The following is a 14335-nucleotide window of genomic DNA, read 5'->3' on the forward strand; positions in this document are numbered from 1 at the left end:
TTCCGGGGCCGCCGGGGATAATCGGTGCCATGAGTGATGAGCAGACGCCCTCCGGGAGCCCGTCTTCCGGGATCCCGGAGCGCGGCGGCCCCGAGCCGGAGGAGATCCGGTTCTTCGGCACCACCTGGGTCCACCACGACGGCGGCTACGCCCTGCGCCGGGCCGGTGTCGCGGTGGGCTCGCTGCTGCTCGCCGCGGCCGGCGCGGCCGTACTGCGCTTCGCGTTCCAGGGCCTGGAGATCGCCGCCGTCGGCCCGTTCGTCGGCATCCTCGTCGTGGCGGGCTTCGCCATCTGTAGCGCGCTGGCCTTCCGCCGTACCTGGGACGGCTTTCTGCGCCGCCCCGACCCGTCCGCACAGTCCGCCGCCGACAGGTCCGGACAGAGCCTGATGCTGATCGGCTTCATCGGCTCCCTGCTCGCCTACTTCTGCCGCAGCCTGATCGAGGCCCCCGGCGAGAAGCTGCACCGCGCCGAGTACGCGGCGGCCCGCGAGCGGTACGAGCGCCGCCGCGGCGCCCGTACCGGCAACCCGGCCGCCAAGAAGCCCAGGCCCAAGAAGCGCCGCTAGTAAGGCAATTGCGGCGGGTGTTTCACCGGCCCGCGGGGCGGGCATCGCAGGGGTGAACGAAACCGATGGGCTGCCCATACCCTCCTCGGGTGGGCAGCTCGCTGTGTTTGAGGGCGTGTTTTGTTGCCGTGTGCCCCGGAGAGGTTCTGCGGGCCTGTGCCGACGCCCCGGCCGGTCTGGCAGGCGATGGGTGGCCCCTATCTGAAGGGGTCAGCATGAGTACGAACTTTCAGCCGGGGCTGCCGGGGCTGCTTTCGGCCACCGCCCTCCCCGCGGCCCGGACGGCAGCGCCGGTCAGGCCGCTGGCACTGACGACGATCCCGGTGGGCAGTCAGCCGGTCGGGGTTGCGGTCGCCGCCAACGGCAACGCCTATGTGGCCAACACCGGGTCGGGCAATGTGACGGTGATCGACACCGCCACGGACACCGTCCTCGTCCCCAGCATCACCGTCGGCTCCAGCCCGATCGGGGTGGCGATCGCCCCCAACGGCAAGGCGTACGTGGCCAACAGTGGCTCGAACGACGTGACGGTGATCGACACCGCCACCAACACCGTCCTCGTCCTCAGCATCCCCGTCGGCACGATCCCGGTCGGGGTGGCGGTCGCCCCCAACGGCAATGCCTACGTCACCAACCTGGGCGACTTCACCGTGACGGTGATCGACACCGCCACGGACACCGTCATCGGCTCCGCCCTCACCGTCGGCATCAGCCCGTACGGGGTGGCGGTCGCCCCCAACGGCAACGCCTACGTCACCAACGTTGGCTCGAACGACGTGACGGTGATCGACACCGCCACCAACAACGTCACCGTCCCCAGCATCCCCGTCGGCACCGGCCCGTTCGACGTGGCGGTCGCCCCCAACGGCAACGCCTATGTGACCGCGTTCTCGTCGGACAACGTGACGGTGATCAACACCACCACCAACACCGTCGTGGGCGCCCCCGTCTCCGTCGCCACCGCCCCGACCGGGATAGCGGTCGCCCCCAACGGCAAGGCCTACGTGGCCGATTACCTGTCGGACGACGTGACGGTGATCGACACCAACACCAACGCCGTCGTCTGCACCCCCATCCCCGTCGGCACCACCCCGTTCGCTGTCGCGGTCGCCCCCAACGGCAAGATCTATGTCGCCAACCAGAATTCGAACGATGTGAGCGTCATCCCGCCGTTCCCCACGCTGACCAGCATCACCCCCAACCAGGGGGTCACCACCGGCGGAACGCCGGTGACCCTCCTCGGTACCAACCTCACCGGCGCCACTGTCACCATCGGCGGCAACCCGGCCACCGGCGTCATGGTCAACCCCGGCGGCACCGCGATCCACGCCTTCACCCCGGCCGGCGCGCTCGGCCCGGCAACCGTCACCGTCAAAACCGACGGCGGCTGCGCCAGCCTGGTGAACGGGTACACCTACGTCCCGCCCAGCCACGCCACGTCGCTGACCGCGACCCCGGCGCTGGCGAGGCTGTTCCCGTCGCAGGTGTACTACCCGTTCCTGACCGCCACGCTGAAGGACGTGGTCACCGGACTTCCGGTGCCCGGCCAGACCATCACGTTCAGCACCGGCACCCAGGTCCTGGGCACGGCGGTCACCGACGCCCAGGGAACCGCCCGGCTGGACGAGACCCTGAGCTTCATCGTGATCTTCGCCAACGGCGGCTACGACGCCAAGTTCGCGGGCACGGGCACCCTGCTGCCCTCCTCCGCCCACGCGGGGGTCATCGCCTAGTACGGCGACCGTGCTGACATGAGGGGATGGCGGCCCGGTTCCGCGCTTCGGGTACCGGTCCGCCATCGTGTGGAACATCCCCCGGAACACCGGCTGGTTCGGATTTCCGGGATGGGCTCCGCCTCTCCCGGAGCGTGGGCACGATGGCCTCATGTCTTCCCTCCCGCCGCCGCTGCCCGGTCCTCCGGGCCACTCCTCCCTCGCCCGCTCCTTCGACGCCGTGGCCGCCCAGTACGCCGCCGCCCGCCCCGGCTATCCGCCGGCCCTCTTCGACGCGATCGAGGAACTGGCCGGGCGGCCGCTGGCCGGCGCGCGGGTGCTGGACGTCGGTGCCGGCACCGGCATCGCCACCGGGCTGCTCGCCGCGCGCGGCGCCCGCGTCACCGCCGTGGAGCCGGGCGCCGCGATGGCCGCCGAACTGCGCGCCGCCCACCCCGGCACGCCCCTCGTCCGCGCCCTCGGCGACGCCCTGCCGTTCTCCGACGACGCCGGCTTCGACCTCGTCGGCTACGCCCAGGCCTGGCACTGGACCGACCCGGCCCGCTCGGTCCCGGAAGCGCTGCGGGTGCTGCGGCCCGGCGGCGCGCTCGCCCTGTGGTGGAACGTCCCCGACCCGGACGTCCCCTGGGCCGCCGAACAGGAGGCCAGGCTCGCCCGCCGCCTCCTCGGCTACCACGCCCACAGCGTCTCCCCGGAGGCCCCCGGGCTGATCCGCGGCCTCGGCCTCGGGCTGCGCCCCGCCTTCCGCGTCCTGCACTGGACCCGCAAGGTTCCGCTCGACACCCACCTCGCCATGCTCGGCAGCCGCTCCTACTTCGCCGCCATCGGCCCCGCGGCCGCCGCCCCCGTCCTGGAGGAGGAGCGCACCGCCCTCCTGGAGATCTTCCCTGACGGCATCGTCGAGGAGGCCTATGCGCTCGACCTGACCGTCACACTCCGCCCGGCCGCATCGTCCTGAGAAGAGGGACCGGCGGCGTTCGGCACGCCGGCGGAGCCGCAGCAGAGCAGACCAGACAGACCAGGGCCGACCAGGGCAGAGCAGAGGAGCGGGGACATGGGGCAGCCGGAGACCGGCACCAGGCACGGCGTGGGGGCCCAACCCCGCGACCGGCTGGCCGAGTTCGAGGAGGAGCGCGGGCGGCTGTGGGCGATCGCGTACCGGATCACGGGCACCGTCGCCGATGCCGACGACGCCGTGCAGGAGGCCTGGCTGCGCTGGCAGGCGCTGCCCGAGGAGCCGCCGGTGGCCAGCCCGCGCGGCTTCCTCACCACCGTCGTCAGCCGTATCTGCTACGACCTGCTGGGCTCGGCCCGGGCCCGTCGTGAGCGGTATGTCGGGCCGTGGCTGCCGGAGCCACTGGTCGCCGGGGCGGAGGCGGTGGCCCCCGCCGCGCTCGCCGCGCCCGCGCCCGAGGACCGGGTCACGCTCGACGAATCCGTGGGGATGGCGCTGCTCACCGTCCTGGAACGGCTCACCCCGGCCGAGCGCACCGCCTTCGTCCTCCATGACGTCTTCGCGGTTCCCTTCCCGGAGGTCGCCGAGGCGGTCGGCCGCACCCCGGAGTCCGTACGGCAGCTGGCCTCCCGCGCCCGCAAGCGGGTACGGGCCGAGGCGCCGCGCCGCACCGTCGACCGCGCGGAGCACCGCCGTACCGTCGAGGCCTTCCTCTCCGCCGTGGTGGGCGGCGATCTCGAGGCGCTGCTGGCCGTGCTCGACCCCGAGGTGGTCTGGCGCTCGGACGGCGGCGGCAAGGTGAGCGCCGCCCGCCGGCCGGTGCTGGGCCGCGAGAAGGTCGCCCGCTACGTACGGGGGCTGGTCGAGCGGGGCGCCGAACTGGGCGGGGTCCGGGTCGCCGTGGTGGAGGTCAACGGCGCCGCCGGGCTGGTCTTCGCCGATGCGGCGGGCCGTCAGGCCGGGGTGTTCGCGTTCACCGTGCACGACGGGCGGATCACGGAGGTGGACGCCGTGCTGAACCCGGACAAGCTCGGCCATCTCGACCTCGGGGCGGGGCTGTTGTAGCCGCCCGGGGTGCGGCGGGCAGCGGCGCGTCCGGGGGCGGTGTCACACTCGCGCCCGCTGTCCCGTCCCCCTTACGGCGCCGCCCGACCGGGCAGGGGCCCCGACACAGGAGGGCAGCATGAACAGCGTGCGGAAGCAGCGGCGGCGGTGGGGGAGGGTCGTGGTCCTCGGCGGCGGCTACGCCGGCATGATGGCCGCCCTCCGGCTCGCCCCGTACACCCAGGTGACCCTGGTCGACCCCAGTGACCGGTTCACCGAACGGGTACGGCTGCACGAGCTGGCCGCCGGCCGCCCCGAAGTGACCCACTCCCGGGCGCAGTTGCTGCGCGGCACCGGCATCGAGCACCTCGCCGCCCGCGCCACCGCCCTGGACCCCGACGCCCGCGCCGTGCACACCGACTCCGGCCGCACCCTCCTGTACGACCGGCTCGTCTACGCCCTCGGCAGCCACACCGACCCGCGCGGCGCCGGGGAACGCAGCTTCACCGCGGAGAGCGCCGCGGAGCTGCACAAGCGGCTGCTCGACGGCCCGGGCGCACTGGCCGTGGTCGGCGGCGGCCTCACCGGCATCGAGATGGCCACCGAGATCGCCGAGGCCCACCCGGAGTGGGAGGTCCGGCTGCTCACCGGCGGCGAGATCGGCCCGGGGCTGTCCGACCGTGGCCGGGCCCATGTCCGTACCGTCCTGGGCAGGTTGGGGGTGCGCGTCGAGGAGGGCCGCAGGGTCGGCCACGCGGACGAGACCGACACCGACGCCGTGGTGTGGGCCGCCGCCCTGAAGGCCACCGCCGGCCTGGCCCAGGACGCCGGGCTGGCCGTCGACCGGGCCACCGGCCGGCTCCAGGTCGATGCCGCGCTCCGCTCGGTCAGCCACCCCGACATCTATGTCGCGGGCGATGCGGCCGCGGCCCGTGCACCACGCGCCGGGGCGCTGCGCATGGCCTGTGCCACCGCCCTGCCCACCGGCTCGCACGCGGCCGGCGCGATCATCGCCGAGTCCCGCGGCGCCGTGCCCGCGCCGCTGTCGTACTCCTACTTCTTCCAGTGCGTGAGCCTGGGCCGGCACGACGCGTTGATCCAGTCCGTACGGGCCGACGACACCCCCCGCGAACGGGTGCTGACCGGTCGTCCCGCCGCCGGGTTCAAGGAGCAGGTGATCCGCAACACCCTCCGCTTCCTGCGGCTGGCGGCCCGCCACCCGGACGTGGTCCGGATGGTCCCCGGCATCGGCTAGGAGGGTCTTCCCGGCTCAGTCCTCCCGCTCCGGCTTCCCCTTGCCGTACAGCCAGGTGTCGAAGAGACCGGTCAGATCCTCCTCGGTGCGCTCCTGGCAGAAGGCGATGAATTCCGCGGAATCGGCGTTGCCGTAGCGGTACTTGGCCGGCCACTCCTTGAGGATCCGGAAGAACGTCTTGTCGCCGACGGCCTTCCGCAGCTGCTGAAGCACCATCGCGCCCCGCTCGTAGACGGGCGTCCCGGTCACGTTCTTCGCCGCGCCCGGGGCGCCCGGCGGGAACGCCCAGAGCTCATTGGCCTTGTCCTTCTTGTAGAGCGCGTCGAACTGCTGCTGCGGCGTTTTGCCGCCCTCGTGCTCCGCCCACAGCCACTCGACGTAGGTCGCGAAGCCTTCGTTGAGCCAGGTGTCCTGCCAGGTCTTCGGCGTCACCGAGTCGCCGAACCACTGGTGGGCCATCTCGTGCACCACGGTGACGGTGTCCGGCGCGCCCGCGTAGACCGGCTTGGTCTGGGACTCCAGGGCGGCCCACTCGATCCGCGGCGGAGTGTGGTCGACGATCGCGCCCGCCGAGGAGAAGGGGAAGCGGCCGAACAGCCCGCTCTCCCACTCGATGATCTCCGGCAGCCGTTCGAGCGGCCGCCTGCTCGCCGCGGCCTCCGCCGGGTCCACCGCGACATACAGCGGCAGCCCGTCGGCCGTACGGGAGGTGCGGACGTCGAACGTGCCGATGGTGGCGGTGGCGAGGTAGGTGGCCATCGGCTGGGGGCTGTGCCACACGAAGGTGGCCTTCCCGTTGGAGACCTTCTGCGACCGCAGCTCCCCGTTGGCGACGGCGGTGTAGCGCTGCGGCACGGTGAGGGTGAAGTCGTAGGTGGCCTTGTCCCCGAGGTGGTTGTTCCCCGGGAACCACGTCATGGTCCCGGCGGGCTCACCCGACACGAACGCCCCGTCGGCGGTGGCGACCCACCCCTCCGTCGACCCGTCCGGATCCGTCATCTCCTGCGGGGTCCCGCCGTAGTCGACGGTGGTACGGAACCGGGCGCCCTTCGCGATCCCCTCGGCCGGACGGGCCGTCAGCTTGTGTCCCTGACGGGAGAAGGTGGCGTCCTCGCCGTCGACCCGTACGGCGGAGACCCGCAGCCCCTGAAGATCCAGCGTGAAGGAGCGCAGATCCTGTTTGGCCCGGGCGGTGATCTCGGTGGTGGCGGCCAGCCGCTTGTGCCGTACGTCGTAGTCGAGCGTGATCCCGTAGTGGCGGACGTCGTAACCGCCGTTCCCGAGCGCCGGGAAGAGGGGATCGCCCACCCCGCCGCTGCCCGCTGTCCCCCTGGCACTCACGGTGCCGCTCGTGCAGGAGGACAGCAGCAGGGCGACGGACAGCGCGGCGGTCGCGCCGCAACGACGAAGGGGCCGACGGGTCACAGCACTCCTCGGGTCGGCGATCACAGCCCCCCGACCCTACGGTCATTTCCGCCGCAACGCCCCTCTGTTACCGATCAGCGCCCATTCCGGTATGCGAGGCCGACGGACGGGGGAGGCCCGCCGGGGGAGGCCCGCCCCGCTCGCCCGCGGCGTGCGCTCAGGGGGCGACCGACGGTGCCGTCTCCCGGGCGGTCCCGTCCGGCCCGCGGCGCTGCTGCTCCCAGTTGCCGAGCGCCGCCGCACACGCATGGTCCAGATGCCGCAGCCCGGACAGGTCCAGCTCGATCTCCCGGTCCCGTGGCAGCGCCTCCAACTGGTCGAGCAGCTTGGGCAGTCGCAGAAAGGTGGCATTGCCCACGGCCCGTACGCGCACCACGCCCGTACCCTCCAGGCCCGCCACCTCCAGATGGACCTTCGAGGTCTCCCACGCCGACTTCGCCACGGCCAGCAGCAGCCCCAGCAGCACCCCCTCGAACATATTGGTCGCCACGATCGCCACCGCGGTCGCCGCCAGCACCACGGCCTCGCCCCGGTGCTCCCGCCACAGCGGCGGCCACTCCTTCAACGGGAGCAACTTGAGGCCCGCATGCACCAGTACGCCGGCCAGCGCCGCGATCGGCACCACCCCCAGCGCCGCCGGGAACGCCGCCGCGAAGAGCAGCAGCCACACCCCGTGCAGCACCCGCGAGGCCTTGGTCCGCGCACCGGCCCGCACATTCGCGGCGCTGCGCACGATCACCGCGGTCATCGGCAGCGCGCCGAGCAGCCCGCACACCGTGTTGCCCGCGCCCTGCGCCATCAACTCCTTGTCGTAATGGGTCCGGGGACCGTCGTGCAGCCGGTCCACCGCGGCCGCGCTGAACAGCGACTCCGCCGACGCGATCAGGGTGAAGGCGAGCACCGTGCCCAGCGCACCGGCCACCGCCCCCGCCTCCACCAGGCGCGCGAAGTCCGCGGCGCCCGGCGGCTGTACGACGTCCAGCAGGCCCTGCACCTCGACCCGCGCGACCGGCAGATCCAGTGCGGCCACCACGGCGGTCGCCAGCGCCACCGCCACCAGCGGTGCCGGCAGCACCCGCGCCGCCCGCCGCCAACGTGGCCAGAGCACCAGCACCGCGATGGTCGACGCACCGACCGCCAGCGCCAGCGGCGCCAGGTCCGAAGCGAGGGTGTCCACCACAAGGCCCGGCAGCCCGGCCAGATTCGCCGGCCCGCCACCAGGAGCCTTGGCGTCCGCAAGGGCGTACAACTGCCCGGCGATCAGCACCAGTCCGATGCCCGCGAGCATCCCCTGGACGACCGCGACGGAGATGGCCCGGAACCAGCGGCCCAGCCGCAGCGCCCCCATGGCCAGCTGAAGCACCCCGGCGATCAGCACCAGCGCGCCCAGCGTGCCGAGGCCGTACTCCTGCACGGCCTCGTAGACCAGCACGGTCAGCCCGGCGGCCGGCCCGCTGACCTGAAGACTGCTGCCCGGCAGCAGCCCGGTGAGCAGTCCGCCGACGATCCCGGTGACCAGGCCCAGTTCGGCCGGCACGCCGGACGCGACGGCCACCCCGACACACAGCGGGACGGCGACGAGGAACACGACGAGCGACGCGGTGAAGTCGGCCCGCCAGAACAACAGCGAACGCCGCGAGCCTTCGGAGGACCGGGAGGCCAACGGGGGTATGGACGGCCGGAAAAGACGGCGGACAGGACGGAACCTACGCATGGACATACCTCCAGCGAATGCGAGATGCGAGGGCGCGCGGACGCAGCAGCCGACGCCCGCGCGCATGCGGCAGCGCATGCCGAAGCGTGCGCAGCAGCATGGGTACGAGCAGGCCGAGCGGGGATACGGCGCCGCGCGCCGTGAAGGGTGCATGAGCAATGACGGCTGGATCCGTCGGATGCGCGGGCCGGGGGAGGCCCTGGGGCAACTCTCAGCCGGCGACTTTCAGCCGGCAGTTATCGGCTCGACCACCGGCTCTCAGCGTCTCGGCAGTCGGTCTCGGCAGATGAGCCCGGCAGATAGGCCCAGCAGCCGGTCCTGGCGGTCTCAGCAGCGGAACACGAGGTGATGGACCGGCAGTTCACCTGATCTCGACAGGGGCACGGCCTGACGGCCGGTCAGCGGGACGGTCACCCGCAGCCCGCCCTCGGTCCGTACGGGGCCGGCCGTCGAGACCGGCGTGCCCGGCGCCGTGGGCGCGGACGGTGTGGCCGAGGAGCGTCCGCCGCGGCGTGGCTGGCAGCGGTGGGCGGCGGAATCCGGATGTTCGGAAGGGTCCGTCGCCACCGGGGCGGCGCCCTGGGAGCCGGCACCGGCGGCGCTGTCCGTGACCGGGGCGGCCGCCGCGCGCTCCTCGTACGTGACCACGGAGACCAGCGGCAGGGTCAGAACGACGGCCACGACGATCAACAGGAGCCGGCCGAGGCCGCCCACCCGGATCTTCGCCATCGTCGCCCCCTCCGGCGTGGCTGGACACGTCACCCCATTGTGTCGAGGCGGAGCCGCGGGACCGCAGTGCGGAATGTAATCAGACTGTAAATGCGGAGTTATCCAACAGGACGGAATGGTTCCGTTCGCGCCCCCTGGCCGCCGGAGCGCATTTCGCACTCCAATGCGCCGTTGCGCAATCGCCACCAAAGCGCAACCCGCGCGCGCGACGCGCGACCCTCCCTCGCCGAAGCGCAACCTGCCCACGTGAAGCCCGACCGGCCTCCGCCGAAGCACACCCCGCCCCGCCGGCCCCTCATGCCCCTGACCTCTTGACGCCCCACCCTCCCCGGCACGATATTCACCGCATGATGAATTACGGCGCCGGCGACGACCCCGCCCACCCCGGCACCCCCTTGCCCGACGGCACCTCCTCGCCCGACGGCACCCCCGCCCTCCACGCCCGCGACCTCACCGTCGTCCGCGGCGGCCGCACCGTCCTCGACGCCCTCGCCTTCGACATCCCGTACGGCCAGATCACCGGCCTCCTCGGCCCCTCCGGCTGCGGCAAATCCACCCTCCTGCGCGCCATCGTCGGCACCCAGGCGAAGGTCAACGGCACCCTCCACGTCCTCGGCCACCCCGCCGGCGACCCGGCCCTCCGCCCCCGCATCGGCTATGTCACCCAGGACCCGTCCGTATACGACGACCTCACCGTCCGGCAGAACCTCGACTACTTCGCCGCCGTACTGCACCCCGGCCGCAAAGCCCGCGCCCGACGCCGCGAAAGCGTCACCCGCGCCATCGAGGACGTCGGCCTCACCCGCCACGCCGGCGACCTCGCCGGCAGCCTCTCCGGCGGCCAGCGCAGCCGGGTCTCCCTCGCGGTGGCCCTCCTCGGCGCCCCCGAACTCCTCGTCCTCGACGAACCCACCGTCGGCCTGGACCCCGTCCTCCGCCGCGACCTGTGGGACCTCTTCCACACCCTCGCCACCGGCCGGGGAACCACCCTCCTCGTCTCCTCGCACGTCATGGACGAGGCCGAGCGCTGCCACCGCCTGCTCCTGATGCGCGAAGGCCGCCTCCTCGCCGGTGGCACCTCCCCAACGGAGTTCGGGGGAGAGACCCCCGACGCGCTCTGCGCCCGCACCGGCGCCCCCACCGTCGAGGCCGCCTTCCTCCACCTCATCGACGAGGCCGACGCCGCCACCCCACCACCGACAACCGCCCCCGAGGAGCAGGCCCGATGACCACCGACGGACCCCACGACGGACCGCACCCCGGGCCCCACGACGGACCCCACGACGGACCCCACGACGGACCCCACCCCGGATCCCACCCCGGATCCCACCCCGGACTCCGCCCCGCACCGGCGCGCAGGACCCTGGCCGTACCCCTCTCCCCGGCCCGCACCCTGGCCACCACGGCTCGCGTCCTGCGTCAGCTGCGCCACGACCCGCGCACCCTCGCGATGATGCTCGTCGTCCCGTGCGCGATGATCGCCCTGCTCCGCTACGTCTTCGACGCCCGCCCGGACACCTTCAACAGCATCGGTGCCTCACTCCTCGGCATCTTCCCGATGATCACGATGTTCCTGGTGACCTCCATCGCCACCCTGCGCGAACGCACCTCGGGCACGCTGGAACGCCTGCTCGCCATGCCCCTCGGCAAGGCCGACCTGATCGCCGGCTACGCCCTCGCGTTCGGCTGCCTCGCCATCGTCCAGTCGGCCCTCGCCACGGCCCTCTCCGTCGGGCTCCTCGGCCTCGACGTCACCGGCTCGCCCTGGCTGCTGCTGCTCGTCGCCGTCCTGGACGCCCTCCTCGGCACCGCCCTCGGCCTCTTCGTCTCGGCCTTCGCCGCCTCGGAATTCCAGGCCGTCCAGTTCATGCCCGCCGTGCTGATGCCCCAGCTCCTCCTCTGCGGCCTCTTCACCCCGCGCCCCACCATGCAGCCGGCCCTGGAGGCGCTCTCCGACGTCCTTCCGATGTCCTACGCCGTGGACGGGATGACCGAGGTCCTTCACCACCCCGGCCTCACCGCCGACTTCGTCCGCGACCTCGTCGTCGTCACCGCCTGCGCCCTGTTGGTCCTCACCATCGGCGCGGCCACCCTCCGCCGCCGAACCCCCTGACCGCACCCGGATGCGCTCCCCGTCACCACCCCACGGCCACCCTCCCGGCGTGTCCACCCAACGGGACGCGCCCGCACCCCCGCCCCCACGGTGCGAGGATGACCGCAAAGGCACAGCGCAGCGGAAAGGCGAACCCGCACCATGACCCAGAAGGTCGCAGTCCTCGGCACCGGAAAGATCGGCGAAGCGCTCCTCAGCGGAATGATCCGCGGTGGCTGGGCCCCCTCCGACCTCCTGGTCACCGCCCGCCGCCAGGAACGCGCGGAACAGCTGCACGCCCGCTACGGCGTCGAAGCCGTCAGCAACGCCGAGGCCGCCAAGTCCGCCGACACCCTCATCCTCACCGTCAAGCCCCAGGACATGGGCACCCTCCTCCGGGAACTCGCCCCGCACGTCCCCACCGACCGCCTGGTCGTCAGCGGCGCCGCCGGCATCCCCACGTCCTACTTCGAGGAGCGCCTGGCCACCGGCACCCCGGTCGTACGGGTCATGACGAACACCCCCGCCCTCGTCGACGAGGCGATGTCCGTCATCTCCGCCGGCACCCACGCCACCGCCGCCCACCTCTCCCGCGCCGAGGAGATCTTCTCCACCGTCGGCAAGACCCTCCGCGTACCGGAGTCCCAGCAGGACGCCTGCACCGCGCTCTCCGGCTCCGGCCCGGCCTACTTCTACTACCTGGTCGAGGCCATGACCGACGCCGGAATCCTCCTCGGCCTGCCCCGCGACAAGGCCCACGACCTCATCGTCCAGGCCGCCATCGGCGCCGCCGTGATGCTCCGCGACAGCGGCGAACACCCCGTCACACTCCGCGAGAATGTCACCTCCCCGGCCGGCACCACCATCAACGCCATCCGCGAACTCGAGAACCACGGCGTACGGGCGGCCCTCATCGCCGCCCTCGAAGCCGCCCGCGACCGCAGCCAGGAACTGGCCACCGGCAACGGCTGACCCCACCGAGCCGGCGGCACAGCACACACCACGGGGCCAACCACACCACTGGGCCAGCCACACCACTGGCCAGCCACCACCGGGGCCCGGGGCACCCATACCTATAGGGAAGCCACCCCATAGGTATGGCCTCCCCTAGGTATGTATGGGCCCTCCCCGCTACGCCAACAGCCCCATGGCCCGATACGCGGCATCCACCCGCGGCCGGGCCATGGCCCGCGCCCGCTCCGCCCCGAGCCCAAGCACCTCATCCACATACGACGGCTCAGCGGCCAGCTCCGCATGCCGACTCCGCACCGGCCGCAACAGCTCCACCACCGCCTCCGCCACATCCTTCTTCAACGCCCCGTACGAGCCGTACTCCCCGGCCAGCTCCTCCGGATCCGTTCCCGTACAAGCGGCCAGCACATCCAGCAGATTGGCCACCCCCGGCCGCTCCGCCCGGTCGTACACCACCTCGCTCCCGCCGTCGGTGACCGCCCGCATCACCTTCTTCCGCACCACCTCCGGCTCATCCAGCAAATAGACGATCCCGCCGGTCCTGACGTGCGACTTCCCCATCTTCGACGTCGGCTCCTGAAGATCCATCACCCGCGCCGCCACCACCGGATGCGTCGCCTTCGGCACCACGAATGTCGCCCCGTACCGCTGGTTGAACCGCACCGCCAGATCCCGCGTCAGTTCCAGATGCTGCGCCTGGTCCTCCCCGACCGGCACCTCGTGCGCCCCGTACGCCAGGATGTCCGCCGCCATCAGCGCCGGATACGTCAGCAGCGACAGCCGCACACTCCCACCCCGCGCCGCCTCCTGCGCGGCCTTCTCCTTGTACTGGATCATGCGCCGCATCTCCCCGTCGGAGGCCGTGCACTCCATCAGATACGCCAGCCGCAGATGCTCATCCACCCGGCTCTGCACGAACACCGTGCACAGCGCCGGATCCAGCCCCGCCGCCAGCAACAGCGTCGCGGCCTGCCGACTGAGCCGCCGCACCCGCGCCGGATCGTGCTCCACGGTCAGCGCATGCAGATCCACCACACAGAACAGCGCCTCCGCACGGTGCTGGTCCTCTTCGACCCACCGCCGCAGCGCCCCGAGGTAGTTCCCCAGCGTCAGATGCCCCGTCGGCTTCACACCGCTGAAGATCCGCGTACGCCCCGTCGCCGCGACGGCCATCTCGTCCATAGATCTCTCCGAACTTCCGCACTGCACCGAGTGCGCGTCGAGACCGCCGACCCCGCCGGCCGGCTACGAGAGGGAGAAACGCAAACGGCCGCCGAAGCGGCGGCCGTGGTCATGCATGCGCTGCTGGGCGGCCGCCGTCAGGCGAGCCACCACTGCTGTACGAGCGCATGCGCAGTCATGCGCCCAAAGTACCCGACAAGCCGGGCCAGGCACCGGTTTGAACAACCCCACCCCCTCGTGTACTGTCCTCCGAGTTGCCGGGGAGCCGACAGGCCCCGGGCGACCATCCCGCCGCCTCGCGGCACACCACTACTGCACGGCCCCTCACCGGGAAGAATTTCGGCATGCCGGAATTCGGACCACGGCGCGATTATGTGCCAACGAGGAATACCGCTAAAGTAGTGATCACGCCGAAAGGTGGAACCCCCTCCGACGGGGAATCGGAAACAAATTCGGACCGGCAACGGAACGAATCGGATCTGATAGAGTCGGAAAGGCCGAAAAGCGAAAGTGAAGCGGCCGACCCCGCTCCAACAGGGGGCCAGAGACGGAAACGGATCTGGTAAGGTTGGAAACGCGAAGAAGCCGAAAGGCCGAATCGCACCGGCGAAAATCGGAACCGCAAGGATCTGATAGAGTCGGAAACGCAAGACCGAAGGGAAGCG

General features: G+C 72.0%; 12 protein-coding genes. 8 read left to right on the forward strand and 4 right to left on the reverse strand.

Annotated elements, in window-relative coordinates:
* The first annotated feature begins 29 nt into the window (after positions 1 to 29).
* From ACZ55A_RS26985 to ACZ55A_RS27005, 5 genes are all read left to right on the forward strand, one after another.
* A complete protein-coding gene (locus tag ACZ55A_RS26985; RefSeq protein WP_468845005.1) occupies positions 30 to 569 on the forward strand; it encodes a hypothetical protein in 540 nt (179 codons plus the stop codon).
* 215 nt (positions 570 to 784) lie between these two features.
* Positions 785 to 2302: an IPT/TIG domain-containing protein gene (locus ACZ55A_RS26990; RefSeq protein WP_468845008.1), complete on the forward strand. Its 1518-nt coding sequence runs from the start codon at positions 785 to 787 to the stop codon at positions 2300 to 2302.
* Between the two features lie 151 nt (positions 2303 to 2453).
* Entirely contained in the window at positions 2454 to 3260 is an 807-nt protein-coding gene (locus ACZ55A_RS26995) for a class I SAM-dependent methyltransferase (RefSeq protein WP_468845010.1), read from the forward strand.
* Positions 3261 to 3356: 96 nt separating this feature from the next.
* Positions 3357 to 4322, forward strand: coding sequence for an RNA polymerase sigma factor SigJ (sigJ, locus tag ACZ55A_RS27000; RefSeq protein WP_468845013.1), 966 nt, complete (start codon positions 3357 to 3359; stop codon positions 4320 to 4322).
* A 118-nt stretch (positions 4323 to 4440) separates the two neighbouring features.
* Complete coding sequence (locus ACZ55A_RS27005; protein ID WP_468845016.1) at positions 4441 to 5556, forward strand: NAD(P)/FAD-dependent oxidoreductase; 1116 nt, start codon at positions 4441 to 4443, stop codon at positions 5554 to 5556.
* Positions 5557 to 5571: 15 nt separating this feature from the next.
* On the opposite strand, the gene ACZ55A_RS27010 is transcribed toward ACZ55A_RS27005, so the two are convergent.
* The 3 genes from ACZ55A_RS27010 to ACZ55A_RS27020 form a co-directional block, all read right to left on the reverse strand.
* Positions 5572 to 6981 (reverse strand): M1 family metallopeptidase, encoded by a 1410-nt coding sequence (locus ACZ55A_RS27010; RefSeq protein ID WP_468845019.1) that lies wholly within the window; start codon positions 6979 to 6981, stop codon positions 5572 to 5574.
* Positions 6982 to 7138: 157 nt separating this feature from the next.
* Positions 7139 to 8695: a SulP family inorganic anion transporter gene (locus ACZ55A_RS27015; RefSeq protein WP_468845086.1), complete on the reverse strand. Its 1557-nt coding sequence runs from the start codon at positions 8693 to 8695 to the stop codon at positions 7139 to 7141.
* Between the two features lie 327 nt (positions 8696 to 9022).
* Positions 9023 to 9424, reverse strand: coding sequence for a hypothetical protein (locus tag ACZ55A_RS27020; RefSeq protein WP_468845021.1), 402 nt, complete (start codon positions 9422 to 9424; stop codon positions 9023 to 9025).
* Between the two features lie 347 nt (positions 9425 to 9771).
* On the opposite strand from ACZ55A_RS27020, the gene ACZ55A_RS27025 reads away from it, so the two are divergent.
* From ACZ55A_RS27025 to proC, 3 genes are all read left to right on the forward strand, one after another.
* Positions 9772 to 10653 carry an ABC transporter ATP-binding protein gene (locus tag ACZ55A_RS27025; protein ID WP_468845024.1) on the forward strand — a complete coding sequence of 294 codons (882 nt, stop codon included), beginning with the start codon at positions 9772 to 9774 and terminating at the stop codon, positions 10651 to 10653.
* Positions 10650 to 11537: an ABC transporter permease gene (locus ACZ55A_RS27030; RefSeq protein WP_468845026.1), complete on the forward strand. Its 888-nt coding sequence runs from the start codon at positions 10650 to 10652 to the stop codon at positions 11535 to 11537. Before ACZ55A_RS27025 ends, ACZ55A_RS27030 begins: the two co-directional genes overlap by 4 nt.
* 141 nt (positions 11538 to 11678) lie before the next feature.
* Positions 11679 to 12488 carry a pyrroline-5-carboxylate reductase gene (gene proC / locus ACZ55A_RS27035; RefSeq protein ID WP_468845028.1) on the forward strand — a complete coding sequence of 270 codons (810 nt, stop codon included), beginning with the start codon at positions 11679 to 11681 and terminating at the stop codon, positions 12486 to 12488.
* A 159-nt stretch (positions 12489 to 12647) separates the two neighbouring features.
* On the opposite strand, the gene trpS is transcribed toward proC, so the two are convergent.
* Positions 12648 to 13670, reverse strand: a complete 1023-nt coding sequence (gene trpS / locus ACZ55A_RS27040) for a tryptophan--tRNA ligase (RefSeq protein ID WP_468845031.1) — start codon at positions 13668 to 13670, stop codon at positions 12648 to 12650.
* Positions 13671 to 14335 lie beyond the last annotated feature (665 nt).

It is taken from the genome of Streptomyces sp. NPDC034111, assembly GCF_055575375.1.

What these genes read in the sequence shown, in the direction of transcription:
- ACZ55A_RS26985 (WP_468845005.1), top strand. Translation starts at nt 30, where the DNA reads ATGAGTGATGAGCAGACGCCCTCCGGGAGCCCGTCTTCCGGGATCCCG.
- ACZ55A_RS26990 (WP_468845008.1), top strand. Translation starts at nt 785, where the DNA reads ATGAGTACGAACTTTCAGCCGGGGCTGCCGGGGCTGCTTTCGGCCACC.
- ACZ55A_RS26995 (WP_468845010.1), top strand. Translation starts at nt 2,454, where the DNA reads ATGTCTTCCCTCCCGCCGCCGCTGCCCGGTCCTCCGGGCCACTCCTCC.
- sigJ (WP_468845013.1), top strand. Translation starts at nt 3,357, where the DNA reads ATGGGGCAGCCGGAGACCGGCACCAGGCACGGCGTGGGGGCCCAACCC.
- ACZ55A_RS27005 (WP_468845016.1), top strand. Translation starts at nt 4,441, where the DNA reads ATGAACAGCGTGCGGAAGCAGCGGCGGCGGTGGGGGAGGGTCGTGGTC.
- ACZ55A_RS27015 (WP_468845086.1), bottom strand. Translation starts at nt 8,695, where the DNA reads ATGCGTAGGTTCCGTCCTGTCCGCCGTCTTTTCCGGCCGTCCATACCC.
- ACZ55A_RS27020 (WP_468845021.1), bottom strand. Translation starts at nt 9,424, where the DNA reads ATGGCGAAGATCCGGGTGGGCGGCCTCGGCCGGCTCCTGTTGATCGTC.
- ACZ55A_RS27025 (WP_468845024.1), top strand. Translation starts at nt 9,772, where the DNA reads ATGATGAATTACGGCGCCGGCGACGACCCCGCCCACCCCGGCACCCCC.
- ACZ55A_RS27030 (WP_468845026.1), top strand. Translation starts at nt 10,650, where the DNA reads ATGACCACCGACGGACCCCACGACGGACCGCACCCCGGGCCCCACGAC.
- proC (WP_468845028.1), top strand. Translation starts at nt 11,679, where the DNA reads ATGACCCAGAAGGTCGCAGTCCTCGGCACCGGAAAGATCGGCGAAGCG.
- trpS (WP_468845031.1), bottom strand. Translation starts at nt 13,670, where the DNA reads ATGGACGAGATGGCCGTCGCGGCGACGGGGCGTACGCGGATCTTCAGC.